Below are 24,987 nucleotides of genomic sequence, written 5' to 3'. Positions count from 1 at the left end.
ACGGTGACGAGGGAGTGAAGAAATATGGGCCAATGGCTCGATAGCATCACCGGCTGGCTGACCCTGAACCCCCAATGGCTGGCGGCGGCGGTGTTTATCGTGGCGTGCGTGGAATGCCTGGCCATTGCCGGTTTGATCGTGCCCGGCACCGTGCTGCTGTTCGCCATTGCCGTGCTGGCCGGCAACGGTGCGCTGTCGCTGAGTGAAACCCTGCTGCTGGGTTTTCTCGGCGGCCTGGTGGGCGATGGGGTGTCCTACTTCCTGGGACGCCATTTCCACCAGAACATCCGGCGCCTGCCCGGCCTGCGGCATCACCCTGAATGGATGAACGGCGCCGAGACCTACTTCCACAAGTACGGCATCGCCAGCCTGCTGGTCGGACGTTTCATCGGCCCGTTGCGCCCCATGCTGCCGATGGTGGCTGGCATGTGCGACATGCCGTTCCCACGCTTTGCCCTGGTCAGCATTCTCGCGGCGGCCGGTTGGACAGTCGCGTACCTGCTGCCGGGCTGGGCGACCGGCGCGGCTTTCCGCCTGCCATTGCCGGCGGGGTTCTGGCCCGAGGCGGGAATTGTCGCGGCATGCCTGGCGGTGTTGCTGGGGCTGAGCTTGAACAGCAGCCTGCGCGGCCATCGCCGCGCCACAGGATGGATAGGTTGCGCCAGCCTGACCTTGTTGATTGCCCTGTTTATCGGCTACCCGCACCTCAACGACTTCGACCAGGGGCTGAGCGCCCTGGTGCAGGAGCATCGCAGCGCCTGGCTGGACGAGACCATGGTGAGGCTCACCCAACTGGGCGAGTTCAAGAATATGTTTGTCGCCAGCGCCCTGTTCACCGGCCTGTTGTTACTCGCACGCCAATGGCGCCACGCGCTGTTTGTCGGCATCACGCTGGGCATGGCCGCAGTGATCAATACCGCCACCAAGCTGTTCTTCGCCCGCGGTCGCCCGGAAATCCTCACCGACCCACTGAGCAGCTTCAGCATGCCCAGCGGCCACTCCTCCGGCGCATTCGCGTTTTTCCTGGCGTTAGCCGTATTGGCCGGGCGCGGGCAGCCCACGCGCCTGCGCCTGACCTGGCTGCTGCTAGGCTGCATCCCCGCGGCATTCATCGCGTTGTCGCGGGTTTACTTGGGCGTCCACTGGCCCACCGACATCCTCGCCGGAATGTTGCTGGCGATGAGCGTGTGTACATTGAGCCTGGGCGCAATCCAATACCGCAGCCCGCTGCCGCCGATGTCGCAGAAAGCCTGGTGGCTGGTATTGCCTGCCCTGGTGGCGGTGCTCGGCTTCATCGCCTTCAGCGACACCTCGCAGGCCCTGTTCAAGTATGCCTACTGACCCTTGGCCGGGCCGATCCAATCGATTGGCGCGGTTCGGCGCTCAACGCAACGTTCGCGCCGCTCCAGCAGCATTTCATCGGCAATTTCTGCGGCACGCTCGGCGATGTATTCCGGGCCGCGCTGTGCATCCTGCGCTAGCAGTTGTGAGGTAATGCTGACAAAAAAAGCGTCCCAGGCCGCCTGCTCCGATTGCGCTAGCCGAATCATGTTCATCCCCTGATCAGTGGTTGTGTGATCGGAAACTATTTCAGCCCGTGCGATGGGAGCAACGCAGAAACGTCTGAAAGCAGCACCAGACAATTCTGAAAATCAGGTGAACAGCTCACCTTGCAGTTCATCCAGCAGCCTCTGGATCGCATCCAGCCGTTGTTGCGGATCGTCGAGCTGCAGCAGGTCGATCTTGTCGGCCTCGGTGAACGGCAGCAAATACGCCAATTGATTGCCCAGGGCCTGCTGACCGTCGGCATCGGCGCCCATGTCCAGCGAGGCCACCATCGGGTGTTCGGCCAGGGCCTGGAGCAAGGCCTGCAGGTCGGCGTCCGCCTCTTCCAGCGCGTGGTCCGGCCGCTCTTCCAGCCATTGCACCTCGGCCACCAGCAACTGGTCCTTCTGCACCTCGGCATCTCGGACACGGAAGCGCCGCCCGCCCTCGACGCGAATGCCCAGCAGGCCGTTATCCTGCTGTTTGAAGTCGCGAATCAGCGCTTCACAGCCGATCAGCGCGTAGCCATCCGGGGCCGCGCCCACCTCTTTGCCGTCGAAGATGCACACCACGCCGAAACTTTCGCCCTTTTTCATGCAGCGGCTGATCATGTCCAGGTAGCGCGCCTCGAACAATTGCAGGTCGAGGGTGCAGCCAGGGAACAGCACGGTGTTGAGCGGGAACAGCGCCAGACTCATAAAGGTTTCCTTAACCCTGGTTCAAACAATCACCGACACGGCCAGCGGCAGGAACACCGCCGTCGCCACGCCCATCAGACTCATGGCCAGCGCCGCAAAGGCGCCGCACTCTTCGCTTTCCTGCAGGGCCACCGACGTGCCGACAGCGTGAGCGGTCATGCCCAGCGCCATACCGCGCGCCTCGGGGCTGTGGACGCCCAGGCGCGACAAGTACGCCGGGCCGATCATCGCCCCGATCACGCCGGTGATCAGCACGAACACCGCGGCCAACGCGGCCACGCCGCCGATCTGCTCGGCCACCAGCATGGCAATCGGCGAGGTCACCGACTTGGGTGCCATGGTCATCAACATCCTGTGTTCGGCACCGAACCACCAGCCCAGCAACACACACAGGCCGGTGGCCAACACACCACCTATCACCAGCGTAGTAAAAATCGGCCAGAACAATTGACGAATCCGGCGCAGGTTCAAATAGAGCGGCACCGCCAGGGCCACAGTCGCCGGGCCCAGCAGGATGCTCATGATCTCGGTGCTCTTGCGGTACTCGGCGTAGCTCAGGCCACAGGTGAGCAGCACGCCGATCACCAGCAGCATGGACACCAGCACCGGCTGCAGGAAGATCCAGCGGGTTTTCTCGAAGCCCGCGAGCACCAGTTGATAGGCGCCGAGGGTGATGCCGATGCCGAACAGCGGATGATGAATCACCGCCGCCCATGCGCCTTGCCAGTCGAAGGTCATGATTGCTCCTCCTGCTGCGCCTGGCGCTTGACCAGTTTTTGCATCAGCACGCCAACGAACCCCATGGCGATCACCAGCGACAACACCAAGGCACCGACGATGGCCCAAAAGTCTGCGGCGATGTCCTTGGCATACACCATCACCCCGACCGCCGGCGGCACCAGCAGCAAGGGCAAGTAACGCAGCAGGCTGCTGGCCGCCAGGCTCAGCGGCTCGCCGACTTCGCCGCGCCACACCAGGTAACCCAGCATCAGCAGCAGACCGATGATCGGCCCCGGTAACACCGGCAGCAGCAAATGGTTGATCGCCGTGCCGATCAATTGAAACAGCACCAGCCATGTCAGACCGCGTAATAGCATCCGTCCTTCCCCCCTCAAGACCGACCCGCATTATAAGCATGCCCGCGCTATGCTCCGGCATTCGTCATATGCATGGTGGGTTGACCGGGCTGGTTGCCCATGATGATCTAACATGGTTCTCGCACATCAATAAAAACCGATGAACCAAGGAGAGACGCAATGCCCTATGTACCCGTAGCGCAGCTCAAAGATTATGTCGGCAAGGAACTGGGACGTTCCGACTGGCTCACCATCGACCAGGCCCGCATCAACCTGTTCGCAGAAGCCACTGGCGACCATCAGTTCATCCACGTCGACCCGGTCAAGGCCGCGCAAACCCCGTTCGGCAGCACCATCGCCCACGGTTTCCTGTCGCTGTCGCTGATGCCCAAGTTGATGGAAGACATCCTGATCATGCCCGAAGGCCTGAAAATGGCGGTCAACTACGGCTTGGACAGCGTGCGCTTTATCCAGCCGGTGAAGGTCAATTCCAAGGTCCGCCTGAACGTGACCCTCACCGACGTCACCGAGAAAAAACCCGGCCAATGGCTGTTCAAGGCCACCGCCACCCTGGAAATCGAAGGCCAGGAGAAACCCGCTTACATTGCCGAGTCGCTGTCGCTCTGCTTCGTGTAACCGCCTCCTTCCTCCCTGTAGGAGCTGGCTTGCCAGCGAAAAGCCCCCAGACGCCACATTCCCCCTGAATGCCCGCGTTTTCGTTGACCACCTTCGCCGGCAAGCCGGCTCCTACAGGTCATCATTCCCCAACAGACCACTAGGTATGGCTCCTTCGCTGCGGCATACTCGGCGCTCAATTATCCGGATCCCGCTATGCGCCCACTCGCTCCCTTTGCCCTTGTCCTGTTGCTCACCGCTTGCGGAGACGGCGAATCGCTGTTGCCGCCCGATGCGCGCCTGCCCGACGGCGGCCGTTACCGGGGTGATGTGGTCAATGGCTTGCTGCAAGGCCAGGGCCGCGTGGACTACCCCAACGGCAGTTGGTACGCCGGCCAGTTCGACAAAGGCCAGTGGCACGGCCAGGGCGAATGGCATGGCAGCAACGGCGAAGTCTATAAAGGCCAGTTCCAGCAAGGCCTGTTTGACGGCCAGGGCAGCCTGACCACTGCGGGCAGCCACTACGTCGGTGGCTTCAAGCAAGGCCGGCGCAACGGCGAAGGCACCCTCAAAGAGGGGCAAATGACCTATCGCGGCGAATTCAAGGACGACCAGTATTCCGGCCTCGGGCGCCTGGAACTGGCTGACGGCAGCCAATACCAGGGCCAGTTCGCCCACGGCAAGCCCAACGGCGAAGGCCAGCGCAACGACGACAGCGGCAACCAGTTCAGCGGCCACTTCGTCGATGGCCAGTTGGAAGGCAACGGCACCTTCAACAGCGCTGACGGCGACATCTACGTCGGCCAGTTCAAACAGAACCAATTGAACGGCAAGGGTCGCTACGAAAACGCCGACGGCGACGTGTGGATCGGCCAGTTCAAGGAAGGCGCCCTCAGCGGCAAGGGCGAGTTGATCGGCGTCGATGGCAGCCACTACATTGGCCAGTTCAGCGATTGGCGCTTCAGCGGCGAAGGCCGCCTGAACCTCACCGACGGCAGCTTCTATATCGGCGGTTTCGACAGCGACAACTACCAGGGCCACGGCACCCTGGTGCTCGCCGACGGCACCGTGCAGGCCGGCACCTGGGTCAACGGCATGCGCGTGCGCGACGCCGACGGCAAGCTGTTGCCCGACCCGTTGGAAATCGGCGTGCTGGCCCAGGGCCGCCTGCTCGATGCTGCCCTCGCCGCCGTGCCTCCTTCGACCCCCGCCGTGGAACTGTACACCCTGGTACTCGCGGGCGACGGCAAACAGAGCGTGTTCCTGCGCGAAGCCGATTACGTCAGCAACATGCTCGCCAGCCGCTTCGGTGCGCGCGGGCAGATTCGCCTGGTCAACCACCGCGACCATATCGCCGACCGCCCCCTGGCTACCCGCGAAAGCCTGCGCCGTGCCGTGCAGACCCTGGCCGAACGCAGTGGGCCGGAGGACCTGGTGTTTATCTACCTGACCAGCCACGGCACCCACGAAAGCGAACTGGTGCTCGACCAGCCGCGCATGGAGCTGGCCGACCTGCCGGCCGATGAGCTCGCCGCAGTGCTCACGCCGTTGAAGAACCGCGACAAGGTCGTGGTGATTTCCGCGTGCTACTCCGGCGGTTTCATTCCCGCGCTGAAAGACGAGCACACCTTGATCATGACCGCTTCCCGCGCCGACCGCGTGTCGTTTGGCTGTTCCGAGGAAGCCGACTTCACCTACTTCGGCGATGCCCTTTTCGCCCAAGCCTTCAACCAGACCGACGACTTGCAACAAGCTTTCAAGCTGGCGCAACTGCACGTGACCGAACGCGAACAGGCGGACAACTTCGAAGCCTCCGAACCGCAGATCTGGGCCCCCAAAGGCGTGATCGCCCATTGGCAACTATTACGCAAGCAGCAAGCACGAAAGGCGCTCGAAAGCGTCTCAATGAATAGCAAGGAAGCTAAAGGCAACTAAGCTGTAACGTGTAACAAAGGGGGAAACACCATGTACCTGACGCCTCAGCATATTTTGCTCGCAGGAGCCTCTGGCCTGACCGGCGAACACCTGCTCGATCGCCTGCTCAACGAACCCACCGTGACCCGTGTGCTGGCGCCCAGCCGCAAGCCATTGGCCGAACATCCACGCCTGGAAAACCCAGTGGGCGACCCGGCGGTGGTCCTGCCGCAACTGCGTGGCCAGGTCGATATCGCCTTCTGCTGCCTGGGCACCACGATCAAGCAAGCCGGCTCCGAGGACGCCTTTCGCGCGATCGACCTGGACCTGGTCGTGGCCTTTGCCAAGCGCGCGCGGGAAATGGGCGCGCGGCACCTGATCGTCATCAGCGCGATTGGCGCCGACCCGAAATCCTCGATCTTCTACAACCGGATCAAAGGGCAAATGGAAGACGCCTTGAAAGCCCAGGGTTGGCCGCAACTGACCATCGTGCGGCCTTCGCTGTTGCTGGGGGAGCGCCTCGAACCGCGCCTGGCCGAGCAATTGGCCGGGCCGTTGTCACGGCTGATTCCAGGCAAGTACCACGGCATCGAAGTGTGCGAACTGGCACGCGCCATGTGGCGCCTGGCGCTGGAAGAGCAAGATGGTGTGCGTGTGGTCGAATCGGATGAGTTGCGCAAGCTGGGTAAATAAACCCGCCAACCGAGCTGCCAGCTCAACATGTGGGTTCAGATGGGGCCTGAGCGCGGAGTCACAGTCCTCCCGTGGCGTTGAACCCTACCCCCAACACCGTCAACACCGACAGCGGCAACAGCAGGGTATCGAGCAACGCGCTGGCTGGCAGGTCGACGCCGGGATAGCTCGGCGCCTCGGCACCAAAACGGTCCATCGCGCAACAGCCGCCGTTCATCGCATACAGGTCCAGCCGCGTACCGGCGTACACAACCGGCGCGCCAGGCTTCGCCGCATCCAGCGTGCGTGCGGTGGCGCAGCCCGCCAGTTGCAACGCCAGTAATACCAACAGCGCCTTATTCATCGCTGCTCAAATGGTGCTCACCCCAACGCGGGAGCATGTCCTGGGGAATGTTCAGCAGGTTGAGAATCCGCGCCACCACAAAATCCACCAGGTCATCGATGGTCTGCGGCTGGTGATAGAAACCAGGCGACGCCGGCAAGATGGTCACGCCCATGTTCGACAACTTGAGCATGTGCTCCAGGTGAATGCTCGAATACGGCGCCTCACGCGGCACCAAAATCAGCTGGCGCCGCTCTTTCAACGTCACATCGGCGGCCCGTTCGATCAAATTGTTGCAGGCGCCCGTGGCAATCGCCGACAACGTACCGGTGGAACACGGCACCACCACCATCGCCGCCGGCGCGCCGGAGCCGGAGGCCACCGGCGACATCCAATCCTCTTTACCGTAGACCTTGATCTGCCCCGCCGCCGCACCGGTGTACTCGGTGAGGAACGCCTGCATCATCTGCACCTTGGGCGGCAGCGCGACATCGGTCTCGGCGGCCATCACCAGTTGCGCGGCCTTGGAGATCAGGAAATGAACTTCACGCTCCTCGCGCACCAGGCAGTCGAGCAGGCGCAAGCCATAGGGCGCGCCGGATGCGCCGGTCATCGCCAGCGTCACGCGCTCGGGCCCGCTCATTTCAGGGCCTCGGCCAATTTGCCGTGCAGGCCGCCGAAGCCGCCGTTGCTCATGACCACCACGTGGGTGCCGGGCGTGGCCTGTTGCTTGACGTGTTCAATGATGCCTTCGATCGAATCGCAGACCGTCGACGGCACGTGACACAGCGCCGCAATGGCGGGCAGGTCCCAGCCGAGGTTGGCCGGTGCGTACCAGACCACTTGGTCCGCATCATTGACGCTCTCCGGCAAACCATCGCGGTGCGCGCCGAGCTTCATGGAGTTGGAGCGCGGTTCGATAATCGCAATGATCGGCGCATCACCGACCCGCTTGCGCAGGCCATCAAGGGTTGTGGCAATCGCCGTTGGGTGGTGGGCAAAGTCGTCGTAGATGGTAATCCCATTCACATCGGCAACCTTTTCCATGCGCCGTTTCACACTTTTGAACGCACTCAAGGCTGCGATGCCCATGGAAGGCACCACGCCAACATGCCGTGCCGCCGCCAAGGTGACCAGGGCGTTGGCAACGTTGTGCTGGCCGGTCATGTCCCAGTCGACCACACCCTGGGCCTCGCCTTCGAACAGCACTTCAAATGTCGAACCGTCTTCACTGAGCAACCTGACCTGCCACTGCCCGCCCGCGCCGGTGGTTTGCACCGGCGTCCAGCAGCCCATGTCGATGACGCGCTGCAAGGCCGGCTCGGTGGTCGGGTGGATCACCAGGCCCTCACTCGGGATGGTGCGTACCAAATGGTGGAACTGCCGCTCGATGGCCGCCAGATCGGGGAAGATATCCGCGTGATCGAACTCCAGGTTATTCAGGATCGCCGTGCGCGGGCGGTAGTGGACAAACTTGGAGCGTTTGTCGAAGAACGCGCTGTCGTATTCATCGGCTTCGATCACGAAGAACGGCGTATCGCCCAGGCGCGCCGACACCGAGAAGTTCTGCGGTACGCCGCCGATCAGGAAACCCGGGCTCATGCCTGCGTGCTCCAGCACCCAGGCCAGCATGCTGCTGGTGGTGGTCTTGCCGTGCGTACCAGCGACCGCCAGCACCCAGCGCCCTTGCAGCACATGGTCGGCCAGCCATTGGGGGCCGGACACATACGGCAAACCTTTGTTCAGTACGTACTCGACCGCAGGGTTGCCCCGAGACATGGCGTTGCCGATCACCACCAGGTCGGGGACCGGATCAAATTGGGATGGATCATAGCCCTGGGTCAACTCGATGCCCTGGGCTTGCAGTTGCGTACTCATGGGCGGATAGACGTTGGCATCGGAACCCGTCACATGGTGGCCCAACTCCTTGGCCAGAACCGCCATCGAGCCCATGAAAGTACCGCAAATACCGAGAATATGAATGTGCATGGTCGACCTCGTAAAACATCGAGGCAGGTTAGCGCAGGGAGGGGGAAATCGCACTCTTTTAGCGGTACACGCCAGCTCAATCGTCTGAATTCGGCCGGCAGTGCGGTCGTTGAGCCCGGTGCCGTCACCCGCCGTGACTGCACCGGACTCAGCGTATACGAGGGGTCACTATGGGGTGTCAATTAACGGCCTCCCCTGCATAACCCGCATCAGACAAACTGCATCGAGGATAGCGGCCCCTTCGGCTCCAACACCGTATTGATACGGGAGATCTGGTTTAAAACAGCCTGATTGCGTCGATCCAATGTTTCAAGGCGGCGCACAGGGTCTTTCTCGGTGGCGGCGGTATCACTTTTAAAGGGCCTGAATATAAAATCATTTTCCTTAGAGATTAATTCCAAGTTCGACTCGACGGTGTTGTATTGCTTTTCCAACATATCAAGTCGGGCAGTTGTCTCGGTTGGCCAATCGGGGCTTTTATCCAAGGCTTGACCCTCGCTCCCTTCGGTATAGGCCTGGATCGTATTACTGACCAAGAGCAGTTTTAATTCTGCATTGTCCAAGTGCAACGCCAGGTCTTGCGGCGATGAAGGACTCGGCGCCGATCCCGCCACACCGTTCTGTTGACTCGGCGCGGGCTGGTGCGCGGGAGGAAGTAAGGGGGTATTGGCGCTGAACGCCCCCTTGATCTGCTCGCCACTCCATACGGAGCCTGCGTAAGTACCAATACTCAATGGCGTACTGACCAAGCCGTTGACTGCGGCATTCACGAAAGCGTCCCGTGTCACGGTTTTCAGATCTGGCCCGGTCTTGAACACGCCTGCCTTGACCAGGCGATCGGCAGTGACGAGGTTTTGCGCCACCTCGCCAAACGTCTTGGGAACGGGGTGAGACCTGGAAGGAAGGGTAGTGCTCCCGAACCGGTTGTTACTAATCAGATCTCGAAAGGGCTTATTAGGTGCGGGAGCGGAAGGTGGGTTTGAGAAAGACGATCCCTTAACCGGAGTATATTTACCGGGCGTCCCAGACGGCACGCGGGAAGTGCTATGCGTCGGCCTGCGGAAAAAACGTCCGAAATCAATTCCCCTTTTGCTACGAACCTGCGTGTCCGAGTTCAAACGTTCGGCATCATAAGTAAGCTCGGAGCGATCATTTTTCCAAGTAGCCGAAGCGGCGTTGCGCGGGTTACCGGTCGATCCAGTATTATTGGCAGTTTGAGTAACATCAGCTGAAACGTCACTGGACGGCACTGTAGTGTAAGTTGGAACACCTGTAACATTCATAATCATCACCTTAGTCAGTCAATAAAAACTTGCATTCACTGGGTGACAAAAATATCTATCTCAGTTCCACCGAAACAACATTACATGCATTTACTTCCGCGCCAGCCAGGACACACTTTCTCAACAATTAACCCACAAAAGCAAAAACAGTAAATCCCCCTACAACCAACAATTAAAAACCGCTCCCACACACTCGACAACAACTTACGAATTACAACGCCGAACGCAGTTCAATGCCATGTTTGCGTAACTTTCGATATAACGTGTTGCGGCTCACCCCCAACCGTTCAGCCACAAGGGTCATATGCCAGCGCTGCTGCGTCAGGACCTTCAACAATGCCAGGCGCTCGGCATCCTCAAGCAGCGACAGCGGGGGGACATCCGCAGCAGGCATAGCCAAGGACGCCGGGCGGATCATCGGCGGCAAATCATCGACACCGATCAACGCGCCGTCACACAGTGCAACCAGGGTGCGCAACACCGTGCGCAACTGCCGCACATTGCCCGGCCAGGCGAACGCCAGCAATGCCTGACGCGCGCCGGCATCGAGCGTTATCGTCTGCTCCCCGGCTTCCTGGGCCAGCAGAAAATCCAGCAATTGCGGCTTATCACTGCGCTCGCGCAACGGCGGCAAGCCGATTTCGAGGCCATTGAGTCGGTAGTACAAATCTTCACGAAAGCTGCCGGCCTGCACACGTTGCAACAAATCACGGTGGGTGGCGCTGATGACTCTCACGTTTACCGCCTGGGGCTCGCCGCCGATGGGCACCACTAGGCGATCCTCCAGCACCCTCAAGAGCCGGGTTTGCAAAGCCAGGGGCATGTCGCCGATTTCATCCAGGAACAACGTGCCCCCATCTGCCTGTTGCAGCTTGCCGCGCATGCCTTCCTTGCGGGCACCGGTGAAACTGCCGCCGCGATAGCCGAACAGTTCGCTTTCGATCAGGCTTTCCGGGATGGCGGCGCAGTTGAGCGCAACGAAAGCCTTGTCCGCACGCTGGCTGGCCTGGTGTACGGCCTTGGCGAAGGCCTCTTTGCCGGAACCGGTTTCACCGTTGACCAGCAGCGGCACATCACGTTCGAACACGCGCAACGCCTTGCGAAAATCGCTTTGCAACGCGGAATCGCCCAGGCAGATACCGAGCAGACGCTCGGGCTTGGCGGCAACCACCGGCTGCGGCGGTACGGGCACCGGCACACTGCGCGGCTGGCCGCGCAACGCGGCAAACAGATGTCGACCGTCCCGCGTCCGCAGCGGCCAACTCGCTGTGGCATTGGCGCTGGCGCGGCCCAGCAGTTGATCCAGGGTGCATTCGAAAAGCGCTTCCACAGGCTGCCCCAGCAAGCCACCACGCATCTGCCCCAACAGGTTCAGGGCACTTTGGTTGACTGCGCAAATGCGCCCTTCACCGTCGAACGCCAGCAGCCCTTCACTGAACAAGCCCACGGACTCCGCCTGCAAGTGAAAACGCAGCAGCCAGTGGTGTTCAAAGTGACGCAGGAAGTAACAACTCTCGATCATCTTCGCCGACAGGTTGACCAGCGCCATGGTGTGGAACTGGCTCTGACGCGACACCGCTTCCCGCGCCGACGACACGTCCAGCACCGCCAGCAACTCACCATGGGGATCGAACACCGGGCTCGCCGAACAGGTCAGCCCGGTGTGGCGCCCGCGAAAATGCTCATCGCGGTGAATGGTCAACGACTGGCGCTCCACCAGGCAGGTGCCGATGCCATTGGTGCCTTCGCAGGCCTCGCTCCAGTCGGCGCCGAGCCACAACCCGGCGCGCTCGAAAATCTTGCGCTCGGACGGCGCGGTGACGCAGTTGAGGATCACCCCGCGCGCGTCGGTGAGCAACACGGCGTGACCGGCGCCCGAAAGTTGCTGATGCAGGCTGTTCATCTCGCCGCCAGCGATGTGCAGCACCTGCTGCAGGCGCTCGCGGCTTTTCAGCAGACGGCCATGTTCGAGCACGGTGGGGGCGATGCTCAGCGCAGGGTCGAGGTGATAATCCTCCAGGCAACGCAGCCAGGAGCGGGCGATGGACGGGTCGCTGCCAGGGCCCTGGGAAAGGTCTTGCCCACGGGTCACGGTCAAGACTTGCTGGGCATGGCGACTGAAATGATCGTGATGCATGTTCTTATTATTCTCCCTGCGTGAGAACGTCCAGCATCCCCCAGCCACCCGGCCATTGCAATCCCGCGCCGACCCACCGGTCACAGGTTGTACCGTGCATGGCACAAACTGTCACACAGACTGTACCAAGGCTGGCACAGCCGCACTTTTTGGCTCTCGCCAACCCCCTGATTTAACTGGCTTGCAAGGCAGTGGCCCGACCTTTGCTCTACGCTTTATCAAGCGCTTGCCGCGCTGCACTCCAATAAACATAAAAAGCCAGGAGATACCCACCATGCGTTACGCACACCCCGGTACTGAAGGCGCCATCGTTTCGTTCAAGGCCAAGTACGGCAACTACATCGGCGGCGAATTCGTGGCGCCGATCGATGGCAACTACTTCACCAACACTTCCCCGGTCAACGGCAAGCCCATCGCCGAATTCCCGCGTTCCACCGCCAAAGACATCGACAAGGCGCTGGACGCCGCGCATGCCGCCGCCGACGCCTGGGGCAAAACCTCTGCCCAGGACCGCTCGCTGGTGCTGCTGAAGATCGCCGACCGCATCGAACAGAACCTCGAACTGCTGGCCATCACCGAAACCTGGGACAACGGCAAGGCCGTGCGTGAAACCCTCAACGCCGACATCCCGCTGGCCGCCGACCACTTCCGCTACTTCGCCGGTTGCATCCGTGCTCAGGAAGGCAGCAGCGCCGAAATCAACGAACACACCGCCGCCTATCACTTCCATGAGCCCCTGGGCGTGGTCGGCCAGATCATCCCGTGGAACTTCCCGCTGCTGATGGCCGCCTGGAAACTCGCCCCGGCCCTGGCCGCCGGCAACTGCGTGGTGCTCAAGCCGGCCGAGCAAACTCCGCTGGGCATCAACGTGCTGATGGAAGTCATCGGCGACCTGCTGCCGCCGGGCGTGCTGAACGTGGTACACGGTTTCGGCAAAGAAGCTGGCGAAGCCCTGGCCACCAGCAAGCGCATCGCCAAGATCGCCTTCACCGGCTCTACCCCGGTGGGCGCGCACATCATGCATTGCGCGGCCGAGAACATCATTCCGTCCACCGTTGAACTGGGTGGCAAGTCGCCGAACATCTTCTTCGCCGACATCATGAAAGCCGAACCGCAATTCATCGAGAAAGCCGCCGAAGGCTTGGTGCTGGCGTTCTTCAACCAGGGCGAAGTGTGTACCTGCCCATCCCGCGCGCTGGTGGAAGAGTCGATCTACGACGACTTCATGAAAGTGGTGATGAAGAAGGTCGCATCGATCAAGCGTGGCGACCCGCTGGACACCGACACCATGGTCGGCGCCCAGGCGTCCGAGCAGCAGTTCGACAAGATCCTGTCGTACCTGGAAATCGCCAAGGGCGAAGGCGCCGAGTTGCTGGCCGGCGGCAAGGTCGAGAAGCTGACAGGTGATCTGGCCACCGGCTATTACATCCAGCCGACCCTGCTCAAGGGCACCAACAAGATGCGGGTGTTCCAGGAAGAAATTTTCGGCCCGGTGGTGAGCATCACCACCTTCAAGGATGAAGCCGAAGCCCTGGCGATCGCCAACGACACCGAGTTCGGCCTCGGCGCCGGCCTGTGGACCCGCGACATCAACCGCGCCTACCGCATGGGCCGGGCGATCAAGGCGGGCCGCGTGTGGACCAACTGCTACCACCTGTACCCGGCGCATGCCGCGTTTGGCGGTTACAAGAAGTCCGGCGTCGGTCGTGAAACCCACAAGATGATGTTGGATCACTACCAGCAGACCAAGAACCTGCTGGTGAGCTACGACATCAATCCATTGGGCTTCTTCTAACCCAACACCGCCGGGGCGATAACCGCCCCCCGTAGGAGCGAGCTTGCTCGCGAAGAACCTCAACGATTACGCGGATAGCCTGGCTCTGCGCAGTGCTCTGAAGTTTTTCGCGAGCAAGCTCGCTCCTACATTACCCGGCGACAACTTGTCGGGACCAAAACAATAAGAATGAAAGGTACTTTCCCATGCCTAGCGAACCCACTGGATCCTCCGTCGACTTCGAAAAAGTCGATTCCCAATACTTCCAACAACGCGAACTGAAAAAAGGCGCCGCCGGCTGGGTGCTGCTGGTCGGCCTTGGCGTTGCCTACGTGATCTCCGGCGACTACGCCGGCTGGAACTTCGGCCTGGCCCAGGGTGGCTGGGGCGGCATGTTCCTCGCCACATTGCTGATGGCCACCATGTACCTGTGCATGTGCTTTTCCCTGGCCGAACTGTCTTCCATGATCCCTACTGCCGGCGGTGGCTACGGTTTTGCCCGCAGCGCCTTTGGCCCTTGGGGCGGGTTCCTGACGGGCACCGCGATCCTGATCGAATACGCCATCGCCCCCGCCGCCATCGCGGTGTTCATCGGCGCCTATTGCGAGTCGTTGTTCGGCATCGGCGGCTGGATGATTTACCTGGCGTTCTACATCATCTTCATCGGCATCCATATCTTTGGCGTGGGTGAAGCCTTGAAGCTGATGTTTGTCATCACCGCCGTCGCCGCCATTGCACTGGGCGTGTTCCTGGTCTCGATGGTGCCGCACTTCAACGTCGCCAACCTGCTCGACATCCCGGTGACCGACGCCAAGGGCGCCAGCACCTTCCTGCCATTCGGCTACGTCGGCGTGTGGGCGGCGATTCCCTATGCGATCTGGTTCTTCCTGGCGGTCGAAGGCGTACCGTTGGCCGCCGAAGAAACCAAGAACCCGAAGCGCGACCTGCCTCGCGGCCTGATCGGCGCCATTGTGGTGCTGACCAGTTTTGCCCTGCTGATCCTGGTGATTGCACCGGGCGGCGCCGGCACCTACGCGCTGATCAAGTCCGGCAACCCGCTGGTTGAAGCGTTGGCGCTGTCGTATGGCGGCTCGACCTGGATGGGCAGCTTCGTCAACCTGGTCGGCCTGGCGGGCTTGATCGCCAGCTTTTTCTCGATTATCTACGCCTATTCGCGGCAGATCTTCGCATTGTCCCGCGCCGGCTACCTGCCGCGCAAACTGTCCCAGACCAACAAAAGCAAGGCGCCGGTCCTGGCGCTGGTGATCCCCGGCATTATCGGTTTCGGCCTGTCGCTGACCGGCCAGGGCGACCTGCTAATTCTGGTGGCGGTGTTTGGCGCGACCATTTCCTACGTGCTGATGATGGCCGCGCACATCACGCTGCGCATCCGTCGCCCCAAAATGGATCGCCCGTACCGCACGCCGGGCGGCATCTTTACCTCCGGCGTGGCCCTGGTACTGGCCTGCGTGGCCGTGGTGGCGGGCTTTCTGGTCGACCCGCGAGTGGTGATTGGCGCTGCAATCATCTATGGAGTATTAATTGCTTACTTTGCTTTCTACAGCCGGCATCACTTGGTAGCAGGCACGCCGGAAGAAGAGTTCGCGGCGATCCAGGCCGCAGAGGCCGCCTTGCACTGACTGCCGTAAACCTCGACGCGGGCGCCTTACCCATATTTGCCCGCGTCATCAAGGAGACACTGTATGGCAAGTTTTTCCCACGCGGTGGGTGCATCGACCTACCGCTTCGACAGCCTCAAGGACGTGATGGCCAAGGCCAGCCCCGCCCGTTCAGGCGACTTCCTCGCTGGCGTCGCCGCACAGAACGATGGCGAGCGGGTGGCGGCGCAAATGGCCTTGGCGAATATCCCGCTGAAGCACTTCCTGCAAGAGGCGCTGATTCCCTATGAAAGCGACGAAGTCACCCGACTGATCATCGACACCCACGATAAACAGGCGTTTACCGCCGTCAGCCACCTGACCGTCGGCGGCCTGCGCGACTGGCTGCTCAGTGACGCAGCCGATGAACAATCCCTACGCGCCTTGGCGCCAGGGCTGACACCAGAAATGGCCGCCGCCGTGTCGAAGATCATGCGCGTGCAAGACCTGGTGCTGGTCGCGCAGAAGATCCGCGTGGTCACCCGGTTTCGCGGCACCATGGGCCTGCGCGGCCGCTTGTCGACCCGCCTGCAACCCAACCACCCCACCGACGAACCGGCGGGCATCGCGGCGAGCATTCTCGACGGCCTGTTGTACGGCAACGGCGACGCCATGATCGGCATCAACCCGGCCACCGACAGCATCGCCTCGATCTGCGCCATGCTGGAGATGCTCGACGCGATCATCCAGCGTTACGAAATCCCCACCCAGGCCTGCGTGCTGACCCACGTCACCACCTCCATCGAAGCCATCAACCGTGGCGTGCCGCTGGATCTGGTGTTCCAGTCGATCGCCGGCACCGAGGCGGCCAACGCCAGTTTCGGCATCAGCCTGAGCGTGCTGCAGGAAGGCTACGAAGCAGGCCTGAGCCTGAACCGTGGCACCCTCGGGCAAAACCTGATGTATTTCGAAACCGGCCAGGGCAGCGCCTTGTCGGCCAACGCGCACTTCGGCGTCGACCAGCAAACCTGTGAAACCCGCGCCTACGCCGTGGCCCGGCACTTCAAGCCGTTTCTGGTGAACACCGTGGTCGGTTTTATCGGCCCCGAGTACCTGTACAACGGCAAACAGATCATCCGCGCCGGCCTCGAAGACCACTTCTGCGGCAAGCTGCTGGGGGTGCCGATGGGTTGCGACATCTGCTACACCAACCACGCCGAAGCCGACCAGGACGACATGGACACCCTGCTGACCCTGCTGGGCGTGGCCGGGATCAACTTCATCATGGGCATTCCCGGTTCCGACGACATCATGCTCAACTACCAGACCACCTCGTTCCACGACGCCCTGTACGCCCGCCAGACATTGGGTTTAAAGCCGGCGCCGGAGTTTGAACAGTGGCTGGCGAACATGGGCATTTTCACGCAAGCCGACGGCAAAGTGCGCTTCGGCAACAGCCTGCCACCGGCGTTTCGCCACGCCTTGGCGCAATTGGGATGAAGGAGCCGCCCGTGCAACCAGACTTACCCGAAAACCCGTGGCTGGAACTGCGTCGCCTGACCCCGGCGCGCATCGCCCTGGGCCGTACTGGCACCAGCATCCCCACCAGCGCACAGTTGGACTTCCAATTTGCCCACGCCCAGGCGCGGGACGCGGTCCACCTGCCCTTCGACCACGTCGGCCTCAGCACTCAGCTCGCCGAACGCGGGCGTGACAGCCTGTTGCTGCACAGCGCCGCCGTCGACCGCCACAGCTACCTGCAACGCCCGGACCTGGGGCGGCGTCTGAGCGATGAGTCGGCCCAGGCGCTGCGCGACCATGCGGCGGCCAACCCGGGCGGCATCGACCTGGCCGTGGTGGTGGCCGATGGTCTGTCGGCGCTGGCGGTACATAAACACACGTTGCCGTTTCTCACGCGCATGGAGGAACAGACCCACGCCGAAGGCTGGTCCTTGTCACCGGTGATCCTGGTGGAACAGGGCCGCGTCGCGGTGGCCGATGAGATTGGCCAGCTACTCGGCGCCAAGATGGTGGTGATCCTCATCGGTGAACGACCGGGGCTCAGTTCGCCGGACAGCCTGGGCCTGTATTTCACCTACAACCCCAAGGTTGGCCTCACCGATGCGTACCGCAACTGCATCTCCAACGTGCGCCTGGAGGGTTTGAGTTATGGCATGGCAGCCCACCGCCTGCTGTACTTGATGCGCGAGGCCTGCCGCCGGCAGTTGTCGGGGGTCAACCTCAAGGATGAGGCGCAGGTTCAGACCATCGAGTCAGATGACCCGGACTTGGTGAAAGGCAATTTCCTGCTCAGCCCGCCCACCGACTGATCCCCGCACGATTGCGCTTTTTCGCGTCTTTAGGCAGCATCGAGTCACGGCCGCTCGCGTGGTCATATACCATCTGGAAGTTGAGGCCTGGCATGCGGATCACTCAAGCGACCCTGGAACACCTGGACCTGTTGACCCCGTTATTCGTCAAATACCGCGAGTTCTACGGGGCGCTGCCGTTCCCGGACTCTTCGCGGGCCTTCCTGGAAAAACGCCTGCGCCGCAAGGAATCGGTGATCTACCTGGCCCTGGCCGATGACGACGACAAGCGCTTGCTCGGGTTCTGTCAGCTGTACCCGAGCTTTTCTTCCTTGTCGCTCAAACGGGTGTGGATCCTCAACGACATCTACGTCGCCGAAGACGCGCGCCGGCAATTGGTAGCCGACAACCTGATGCGCGCGGCGAAGAAGATGGCCAAGGAAACCCATGCGGTGCGGCTGCGGGTGTCGACCAGCAGCAACAATAACGTGGCGCAGAAGACGTATGAGTCGATGGGTTTTCGCGAAGACAGCGAGTTCAAGAACTACGTGTTGCCGATCAGCGAAGACTGACCCCATCCCCAAGCCCCCCAAAGTCCCTGTGGGAGGAGCTTGCTCCCGATAGCCGTGGACCAGTCAGACTATTTATAACTGGCACGACCCGATCGGGGGCAAGCCCCCTCCCACATTTGGTTCTGTGGTGCTCTGGGAGCCGAGTGCCATGACATCACCCGCTACAAAACCCACACACTCTTTTCACTTCTCAATCCGTATAATGCCGACCTTTCAGGATTGTAAGAAGCGCGACAAATACTTGTAGCCTTATTACCCGAGCCTCCGCACAGGCCTGCTGAGTCGGGCCATTCACACAGGTGCCATCCATGGATTTCAACCCGCTTGACCTTATCCTGCATCTCGACGTCTACCTCGACCTGCTGGTAAAAAATTACGGTCTGTGGATCTACGCCATTCTGTTCCTTGTAATCTTTTGCGAAACCGGCCTGGTGGTCATGCCGTTCCTGCCGGGTGATTCATTACTGTTCATTGCCGGCGCGGTGGCGGCGGGTGGCGGCATGGACCCGGTCTTGCTCGCCGGTCTATTGATGTTGGCGGCGATCCTCGGCGACAGCACCAACTACGTGATCGGGCGAACAGCCGGCGAACGCTTGTTCAGCAACCCGAACTCGAAAATCTTCCGCCGCGACTACCTGCAAAAAACCCACGATTTCTACGACAAGCACGGCGGCAAAACCGTGACCCTGGCGCGCTTCCTGCCGATCCTGCGCACCTTTGCGCCGTTCGTTGCCGGTATCGCGAAAATGCCCTACCCGCGCTTCTTCGGCTTCAGCGTGCTGGGCACCGTCTTCTGGGTCGGCGGCCTGGTAACCCTGGGCTACTTCTTCGGCAACGTGCCGTTCATCAAGAAAAACCTCTCGCTGCTGGTGGTGTTCATCATCCTGCTGTCGCTGGTGCCGATGATCATCAGCGTGTTCCGCAGCCGCTTTGGTCGCACGTCCACCGAAGCCAAGTCGCAGTAACCTGCGATGTGGTCCCTCAGCGCCTGGCGTCGCCGGCGCCTGTTGGCCAGGCCCCCGATTGCCGATGACACCTGGCAGCGGGTGCGCGAGCACCTGACCTTCCTCGACGGCATCAGCGCCGAGCAAGACCAGTGGCTGCGCGAAGCCTGCGTGGTGTTTCTCGCCGAAAAACACCTCACCGCCCTGCCCGGCGTCGAGCTGCACCAGGAACAACGCCTGCTGCTCGCCGCCCAGGCGCAACTGCCACTGATGAACCTCGGCGATCTCGACTGGTATCAGGGCTTCCACGAGATCGTGCTGTACCCCGACGACTTCCTCAGCCCGCAACGTCATCGCGATGCCAGTGGCGTCGAGCACGAGTGGGACGGCGAGCACAGCGGCGAAGCCTGGCAACAAGGCCCGGTGATCCTCGCCTGGCCCGGCGTGCTGGCCAGCGGCAACTGGGAAGGCTACAACCTGGTGATCCACGAACTGGCGCACAAGCTCGACATGCTCAACGGCGACGCCAACGGCCTGCCGCCCCTGCACCACGACATGCGCGTGCAAGACTGGGCCCGCGTGATGCAAGGCGCCTACGATGAGCTTAACCGCCAGTTGGACGCCAACCCCGACGCCGAAACCGCCATCGACCCCTACGCCGCCGAAAACCCGGCGGAATTTTTCGCGGTCACCAGCGAATATTTTTTCAGCGCGCCAGATTTATTGGTGGAAAGTTATCCACAGGTGTACGCCCAACTCAGTCATTTTTACCGCCAGGACCCTCTGGCCCGCCTCGCGCAGCTGCAAGCGCACGACCCGCGTTATCAGCCACAAGGCGAATGACTGTACGACGTCTGGTGCATGGCATCGGCGTCAGAATATGCCTATAATCGCCGCCACTTTTAGGCCAATCCGGCCATGTACATGGCCAACTACGGGGGCAACGCCCAATGAGCTACAGCAAGATTCCGGCTGGCAAAGACCTGCCGAACGACATCTACGTCGCCATCGAGATTCCGGCCAACCACGCGCCGATCAAATACGAAATCGACAAAGACAGCGACTGCCTGTTCGTTGACCGGTTCATGGCCACCCCGATGTTCTACCCGGCCAACTACGGTTTCATCCCCAACACCCTGGCTGACGACGGCGACCCCCTCGACGTGCTGGTCGTAACCCCTTACCCGGTTACCCCAGGCTCGGTTATCCGCGCGCGTCCAGTCGGCATCCTGAACATGACCGACGACGGCGGCGGCGATGCCAAAGTCATCGCAGTGCCCCACGACAAGCTGTCCCAGCTGTACGTGGACGTGAAGGAATACACCGATCTGCCGCCACTGCTGCTGGAACAGATCAAGCACTTCTTCGAGAACTACAAAGACCTCGAAAAAGGCAAATGGGTGAAGATCGACGGTTGGGGCAACGCAGATGCCGCCCGCGCCGAGATCATGAAGTCGGTCGCCGCCTACAAAGGCTGATACCGGCTCCTCATTGCTGCGGCAATCAAAAAGCCCCGATCATTCGGGGCTTTTTTTGTGGAAAAAATTAAACACCAAGTTCAATTATTAACACTCTATGTTGAACTAAGCAGCACCAACGAAAGATCAGGCTACAACTAAGTAAAAACCTACACCGGCAATTGAACGCATAGTTTATTTGATCTATTTTCCCGGCCAGTAAACTCAGCGTTTATGAATACATCAGGTGATCGCTTAAAAGCGCTATTACGGGAAGTTCATCTTTCCGCTTCCGACTTCGCCAAGAACCGCGGCGTCACGCCTCAGCACGTGAACAACTGGTTCAAACGCGGTGTTCCCATGGGCCGACTCAACGAAATCGCAGAACTGCTGTGCGTCTCCAGCCGCTGGCTGCACGCCGGTGTAGGCCCTAAACACCCACCGGCCAACTTCCTGTTGGACGCTCAAGATGCAAGGAAAGCATTGCCCACCCGCGAAGAAAGCGGCAAATACCTCACAGGCCCCCCCGTTCCCCGGAAACAATCGATGTGGAGATCGCCCTCCATCCGTCCTTCACCTCAACCGAACGTATCCGCCTCTCCCGTCACACCCTCGACACCTTAAACGTAAACCCCGACCGCGCCCTCGGCGCCTACATGGTCGATAACAGCATGGTCGACATCATCCAACAAGGCGCCACCCTCGCCATCGACCGCGGCCGCACCCAAATCGTCGACGGCGAAATCTACGCCGTCGAACACGACGACATGCTGCGCATCAAATACCTCTACAACCGCCCCGGCGGCGGCCTGCGCATGCGCAGCCACAACGCCGGCGAACACCCCGACGAATACCTGACCTTCGATCAACGCTTCGAACAGAACTTCCAGATTGTCGGCTGGGTGTTCTGGTGGTCCACCCTCAACAACCGCCGCCCACCCGTGCCGCTGGATGAACACCTGCTGGGCTGGGAAGGCTCTAAATCGGATACGGAGGTGGGCAACTGAGGTGAATATGGGTATCATGCGCCGCACATTTGGCAGGGGCTGGTTTTAGGCCATTCACCCTGCCAGGCGATGCGGAAAAACTCCCGCGGATGCCCTGACTATTCAGCCAGACGCGATGTTGGCTGAGCGATTTGAAGGCTGGTGAGGTTTGTCAAAAACAAGCTGAGGCGGTCCCCGAGAAGCCGGCCACAAGCCGGCTTTTTAATTGACACCGAAATAATCCTATCTCTCCCGAGAATCCTGCCTAGCGATCATCGACGTTTCAGACACTCCCCCTGTCCGATGGTGCTCGATACGATTTCACCACTACAGTATCGTTTGTCTAAAGGAAGGGCGTTGACCGAGAGTAGACTCGTCTTCAGCCATCAATCAACCTCTCCTTCCCTGCCAATAGCGCCATGAAGGCTTCGCAAGCCTTACTTACGTAGCAGTTCGTGCCGGAAGCGTGCTTCTAGGGACGGAATCTCCAACAGCACATCTTCGTCTTCCCAGACATCGTAAGATCGGACTTCCAGGATCTCGTCCTCAAATTCCAGATCTTCATGATCTTCATCGGCAATTCCCTCATAGAGCGCCGAGGTGTAACCCTTGATCCACAGTTTGCGCTTGTCAGCGCTGACGACATAACCAGAGGTGTACTCCCCACCAGGCAGCCGGTCGGGCATTGCGCTGCCTTTACGCCCCAACGCGGTGATTGCAATTACCAGATGCGCCAGTTCATCAATGTCTGGGCAGACCGTTTCATGGAAGGAAGGCCAGAAGGATTTGTCTGCATCGGAGGCTCGCCAGCCCTTGCAGTCATTGACTTCGGATAAATCCTCATATGGGTGCGAGTGGAAGGTTCCAATTAGTTCCAGTTGCGGCCAGTACTCGGCAAAAAAATCTCGCTTCATCTTGATGGACTCAAGATCGGGCTTGACCCATTCGGCATGTCGTAACGCAGAGGTTTCCACGGTCGCAACCGCAGCTACCAGTCGAGCAGGTACATTCTCTCGCACCGGTAATGCGTAACCCCACAGCAGGCCAAAGGTTTCCAGTTTCTTGTTTACTCGACCTCGTTCATGAGCTTTGTGGGAGACCTCATACGCTTCAATGGCTGAGGTAAGGAGCTGAGGCAGTACGTGGTCCTCAATAATGACTTGCGTGCGCATGAGAGTCCTTGTTTTACGCTGGAGAAAGAGGCACTGGAAAATGTGACAGGTGCCTAATCAGAGCTATCGACCGGAGCTTGGCTTTCTTGAAGTTCTAATGCCGCGCCCCCACCAGATAGACAGGCGCTGTTTGTGTCATATTCGATAATTACTTGACCACCAGAAAGTGATGAAAAAATCAAAGCACCTAGGTGCCGACCTTCCCTACTGACATACGAGACCAGACGACATACTTTCAAAGGGAAGGGGCTTCTCGATAATTTTTCCGTCGGCCACTCAACGCAAAAGCGGGAAAAACAAAGAACAAAATAATCAAAAAAAGCCGGGCTTTTGCTGAAAAAAAACCAAGTGAGAATTGTAAAAAGTGGAGGAGTAAATGGGGATCTTAGCGTTTTTAAAAACATCTAAATCATTGCTTTTTTCAAAAACATAGATCGATAAATAGCTAACCACAGACTGGTTTTTTAATGCCTGCCGTCAGCAAAATCCAAATACCCATCGTTTACCAAACCCTCCGCCAATAGCGGGCCGCATATCGCCCTGCCCGCCTCTCAAGTCGCGTTACCTAGGCTTCAAACACTCCACCGCCCGATCCGCCACCAGCTTCGCCATCTCCACCAAATGCATCACCGCCCTCTGCGGCGCAGCCAGCGGCTCCCCGAGTTCCTGCGATGTGGCCACCGCACATTGCAGCAACTCAGCCACGCGCACCCAGGCATCCTCGAAGCTCAGTTCTTCATTGACAGTAAAGGGGTTGGCCGCAGGCGATGACGGTGAATCCGAAACAACGTTATCCATAGCAAAACTCCAATCGATAATTTGGAGCTGCCACTTTCCGCGACTAAACGAAAGGCGGCAGCTGTACGCAGGTTAGTCGACCGGTCGATTGGAACCCGGCGCACCCGAAGGTGCCCTGCGTACAGCCACCATAAGAGGCAGGCGAAGGGGGGCCTGACTCATGAGTTGCTCATACGCCAATCGAATTCGGGCGACTAAACCCGATCACTGAATTTGCAGTGACGGACCGCAGCCTAGTCACGGAATTTCGCTGGCGCAAGCGGCTGGGATTCTCTAGGAAACGTCCTGCAAATGAAAGGGATCGAGACTGCTGGCCGTTCAAATCCATTGTCCTTTCCAAGTTGACAGTAAGACGCCTCCCAGCCGATTTATCCCCCACGTCCCACCCATTAATCTGTGCCCATGTTGAACGCAACGCCCAACCCACTTAAACAAAAAAGGATTCAACCATGAGCACGCCAACCTACAACCGCTTGAACAAAGACGACGCCGTAGTCCTGCTGGTCGACCACCAGACCGGTCTGATCTCCCTGGTGCAGGACTTCTCGCCCAACGAGTTCAAGAACAACGTGCTGGCCCTGGCGGACCTGGCCAAGTTCTTCAACCTGCCGACGATCCTCACCACCAGCTTCGAGCAAGGCCCTAACGGCCCGCTGGTGCCGGAGTTGAAGGAGATGTTCCCGGACGCGCCGTACATCGCTCGCCCTGGCCAGATCAATGCGTGGGACAACGAAGATTTCGTCAAGGCGATCAAGGCCACCGGGCGTAAGCAGATCATCATTGCCGGTGTGGTGACGGACGTGTGCGTGGCGTTCCCGACGTTATCGGCGCTGGCGGAGGGGTTTGATGTATTTGTGGTGACAGATGCGTCGGGCACCTTCAATACCACGGTGCAACAGGCGGCGTGGAGCCGGATGACGCAGGCCGGTGCGCAGATGATGAACTGGTTTTCGGTGGCGTGTGAGCTGCATCGCGACTGGCGCAACGATATCGAAGGCCTGGGTAATCTGTTGTCCCAGCGTATTCCGAACTATCGCAACTTGATGAATGGTTATGCGGCGCTGACGGCGCAGCAGGCTCAGTAAGGCCGCCTGTCAGGACAAGC

General features: G+C 60.3%; 24 protein-coding genes and 1 pseudogene. 14 read left to right on the top strand and 11 right to left on the bottom strand.

Features of this window, described 5'->3' with window-relative positions; genetic code table 11:
* Nucleotides 1–24 precede the first annotated feature (24 nt).
* Complete coding sequence (locus tag C5F70_RS28255) at nucleotides 25–1,341, top strand: bifunctional DedA family/phosphatase PAP2 family protein (protein WP_104904377.1); 1,317 nt, start codon at nucleotides 25–27, stop codon at nucleotides 1,339–1,341.
* On the opposite strand, the gene C5F70_RS28250 is transcribed toward C5F70_RS28255, so the two are convergent.
* The 4 genes from C5F70_RS28250 to C5F70_RS28235 form a co-directional block, all read right to left on the bottom strand.
* Nucleotides 1,335–1,550, bottom strand: coding sequence for a hypothetical protein (locus tag C5F70_RS28250; protein ID WP_026140195.1), 216 nt, complete (start codon nucleotides 1,548–1,550; stop codon nucleotides 1,335–1,337). The genes C5F70_RS28255 and C5F70_RS28250 overlap by 7 nt on opposite strands.
* Nucleotides 1,551–1,652: 102 nt before the next feature.
* The gene (locus C5F70_RS28245; protein ID WP_017848351.1) at nucleotides 1,653–2,243 is read right to left on the bottom strand and encodes an LON peptidase substrate-binding domain-containing protein; all 591 of its coding nucleotides are present in this window, start codon (nucleotides 2,241–2,243) and stop codon (nucleotides 1,653–1,655) included.
* A gap of 21 nt (nucleotides 2,244–2,264) precedes the next feature.
* Nucleotides 2,265–2,981, bottom strand: a complete 717-nt coding sequence (locus C5F70_RS28240; protein WP_017848352.1) for an LrgB family protein — start codon at nucleotides 2,979–2,981, stop codon at nucleotides 2,265–2,267.
* Nucleotides 2,978–3,340: a CidA/LrgA family protein gene (locus C5F70_RS28235; RefSeq protein WP_017848353.1), complete on the bottom strand. Its 363-nt coding sequence runs from the start codon at nucleotides 3,338–3,340 to the stop codon at nucleotides 2,978–2,980. The genes C5F70_RS28240 and C5F70_RS28235 overlap by 4 nt, the downstream gene beginning before the upstream one ends.
* A gap of 159 nt (nucleotides 3,341–3,499) precedes the next feature.
* Between C5F70_RS28235 and C5F70_RS28230 the strand changes: the two genes are divergently transcribed.
* From C5F70_RS28230 to C5F70_RS28215, 3 genes are all read left to right on the top strand, one after another.
* Nucleotides 3,500–3,955: a MaoC family dehydratase gene (locus C5F70_RS28230; protein WP_017848354.1), complete on the top strand. Its 456-nt coding sequence runs from the start codon at nucleotides 3,500–3,502 to the stop codon at nucleotides 3,953–3,955.
* A gap of 195 nt (nucleotides 3,956–4,150) precedes the next feature.
* Nucleotides 4,151–5,869 (top strand): C13 family peptidase, encoded by a 1,719-nt coding sequence (locus C5F70_RS28220; protein WP_017848355.1) that lies wholly within the window; start codon nucleotides 4,151–4,153, stop codon nucleotides 5,867–5,869.
* A gap of 30 nt (nucleotides 5,870–5,899) precedes the next feature.
* The gene (locus C5F70_RS28215) at nucleotides 5,900–6,541 is read left to right on the top strand and encodes an oxidoreductase (RefSeq protein WP_017848356.1); all 642 of its coding nucleotides are present in this window, start codon (nucleotides 5,900–5,902) and stop codon (nucleotides 6,539–6,541) included.
* Nucleotides 6,542–6,599: 58 nt separating this feature from the next.
* Here C5F70_RS28215 and C5F70_RS28210 read toward each other — a convergent pair whose 3' ends face one another.
* The 5 genes from C5F70_RS28210 to C5F70_RS28190 all read right to left on the bottom strand — a co-directional run bounded on the left by C5F70_RS28210 (nucleotide 6,600) and on the right by C5F70_RS28190 (nucleotide 12,272).
* Entirely contained in the window at nucleotides 6,600–6,884 is a 285-nt protein-coding gene (locus C5F70_RS28210; RefSeq protein WP_017848357.1) for a YceK/YidQ family lipoprotein, read from the bottom strand.
* Nucleotides 6,877–7,506 (bottom strand): flavin prenyltransferase UbiX, encoded by a 630-nt coding sequence (gene ubiX / locus C5F70_RS28205; protein ID WP_104904376.1) that lies wholly within the window; start codon nucleotides 7,504–7,506, stop codon nucleotides 6,877–6,879. Before ubiX ends, C5F70_RS28210 begins: the two co-directional genes overlap by 8 nt.
* Nucleotides 7,503–8,852 carry a UDP-N-acetylmuramate:L-alanyl-gamma-D-glutamyl-meso-diaminopimelate ligase gene (mpl, locus tag C5F70_RS28200; RefSeq protein ID WP_017848358.1) on the bottom strand — a complete coding sequence of 450 codons (1,350 nt, stop codon included), beginning with the start codon at nucleotides 8,850–8,852 and terminating at the stop codon, nucleotides 7,503–7,505. The genes ubiX and mpl overlap by 4 nt, the downstream gene beginning before the upstream one ends.
* A gap of 209 nt (nucleotides 8,853–9,061) precedes the next feature.
* The gene (locus C5F70_RS30715) at nucleotides 9,062–10,135 is read right to left on the bottom strand and encodes a hypothetical protein (RefSeq protein WP_126588956.1); all 1,074 of its coding nucleotides are present in this window, start codon (nucleotides 10,133–10,135) and stop codon (nucleotides 9,062–9,064) included.
* Nucleotides 10,136–10,346: 211 nt separating this feature from the next.
* Complete coding sequence (locus C5F70_RS28190) at nucleotides 10,347–12,272, bottom strand: sigma-54-dependent Fis family transcriptional regulator (RefSeq protein WP_104904375.1); 1,926 nt, start codon at nucleotides 12,270–12,272, stop codon at nucleotides 10,347–10,349.
* Nucleotides 12,273–12,546: 274 nt separating this feature from the next.
* On the opposite strand from C5F70_RS28190, the gene C5F70_RS28185 reads away from it, so the two are divergent.
* From C5F70_RS28185 to C5F70_RS28145, 9 genes and pseudogenes are all read left to right on the top strand, one after another.
* Nucleotides 12,547–14,067, top strand: a complete 1,521-nt coding sequence (locus C5F70_RS28185) for an aldehyde dehydrogenase family protein (protein WP_017848361.1) — start codon at nucleotides 12,547–12,549, stop codon at nucleotides 14,065–14,067.
* A gap of 185 nt (nucleotides 14,068–14,252) precedes the next feature.
* A complete protein-coding gene (eat, locus tag C5F70_RS28180) occupies nucleotides 14,253–15,686 on the top strand; it encodes an ethanolamine permease (protein WP_017848362.1) in 1,434 nt (477 codons plus the stop codon).
* A gap of 63 nt (nucleotides 15,687–15,749) precedes the next feature.
* Complete coding sequence (locus C5F70_RS28175; protein WP_017848363.1) at nucleotides 15,750–17,144, top strand: ethanolamine ammonia-lyase subunit EutB; 1,395 nt, start codon at nucleotides 15,750–15,752, stop codon at nucleotides 17,142–17,144.
* Nucleotides 17,141–17,974 carry an ethanolamine ammonia-lyase subunit EutC gene (eutC, locus tag C5F70_RS28170; RefSeq protein ID WP_017848364.1) on the top strand — a complete coding sequence of 278 codons (834 nt, stop codon included), beginning with the start codon at nucleotides 17,141–17,143 and terminating at the stop codon, nucleotides 17,972–17,974. The genes C5F70_RS28175 and eutC overlap by 4 nt, the downstream gene beginning before the upstream one ends.
* 92 nt (nucleotides 17,975–18,066) lie before the next feature.
* Complete coding sequence (locus C5F70_RS28165) at nucleotides 18,067–18,525, top strand: N-acetyltransferase (RefSeq protein WP_017848365.1); 459 nt, start codon at nucleotides 18,067–18,069, stop codon at nucleotides 18,523–18,525.
* A gap of 308 nt (nucleotides 18,526–18,833) precedes the next feature.
* Entirely contained in the window at nucleotides 18,834–19,490 is a 657-nt protein-coding gene (locus tag C5F70_RS28160; RefSeq protein ID WP_017848366.1) for a DedA family protein, read from the top strand.
* 6 nt (nucleotides 19,491–19,496) lie between these two features.
* Nucleotides 19,497–20,312, top strand: a complete 816-nt coding sequence (locus tag C5F70_RS28155) for a zinc-dependent peptidase (RefSeq protein WP_104904374.1) — start codon at nucleotides 19,497–19,499, stop codon at nucleotides 20,310–20,312.
* Between the two features lie 107 nt (nucleotides 20,313–20,419).
* A complete protein-coding gene (gene ppa / locus C5F70_RS28150) occupies nucleotides 20,420–20,947 on the top strand; it encodes an inorganic diphosphatase (RefSeq protein ID WP_003176323.1) in 528 nt (175 codons plus the stop codon).
* Nucleotides 20,948–21,160: 213 nt separating this feature from the next.
* Nucleotides 21,161–21,933 (top strand): annotated as a pseudogene (locus tag C5F70_RS28145) (helix-turn-helix transcriptional regulator).
* Nucleotides 21,934–22,349: 416 nt separating this feature from the next.
* Here C5F70_RS28145 and C5F70_RS28135 read toward each other — a convergent pair.
* Together C5F70_RS28135 and C5F70_RS28130 are read right to left on the bottom strand one after the other, a co-directional pair.
* On the bottom strand, nucleotides 22,350–23,084 hold the full coding sequence (locus C5F70_RS28135; RefSeq protein ID WP_104904373.1) for a hypothetical protein: 735 nt from the start codon (nucleotides 23,082–23,084) through the stop codon (nucleotides 22,350–22,352).
* A 561-nt stretch (nucleotides 23,085–23,645) separates the two neighbouring features.
* On the bottom strand, nucleotides 23,646–23,882 hold the full coding sequence (locus tag C5F70_RS28130; protein ID WP_046482509.1) for a DUF6124 family protein: 237 nt from the start codon (nucleotides 23,880–23,882) through the stop codon (nucleotides 23,646–23,648).
* 449 nt (nucleotides 23,883–24,331) lie between these two features.
* Here C5F70_RS28130 and ycaC point away from each other — a divergent pair, with 449 nt between their 5' ends.
* On the top strand, nucleotides 24,332–24,967 hold the full coding sequence (gene ycaC, locus C5F70_RS28125; protein WP_046482510.1) for an isochorismate family cysteine hydrolase YcaC: 636 nt from the start codon (nucleotides 24,332–24,334) through the stop codon (nucleotides 24,965–24,967).
* Nucleotides 24,968–24,987: the final 20 nt, after the last annotated feature.

Origin of the sequence: Pseudomonas sp. LH1G9 (assembly GCF_002949975.1) — a bacterium.
Taxonomy (GTDB): Bacteria; Pseudomonadota; Gammaproteobacteria; order Pseudomonadales; family Pseudomonadaceae; genus Aquipseudomonas; species Aquipseudomonas veronii.
Note: the sequence above shows the minus strand (reverse complement) of the source record. Positions and strands in the feature narration are given on the sequence as shown.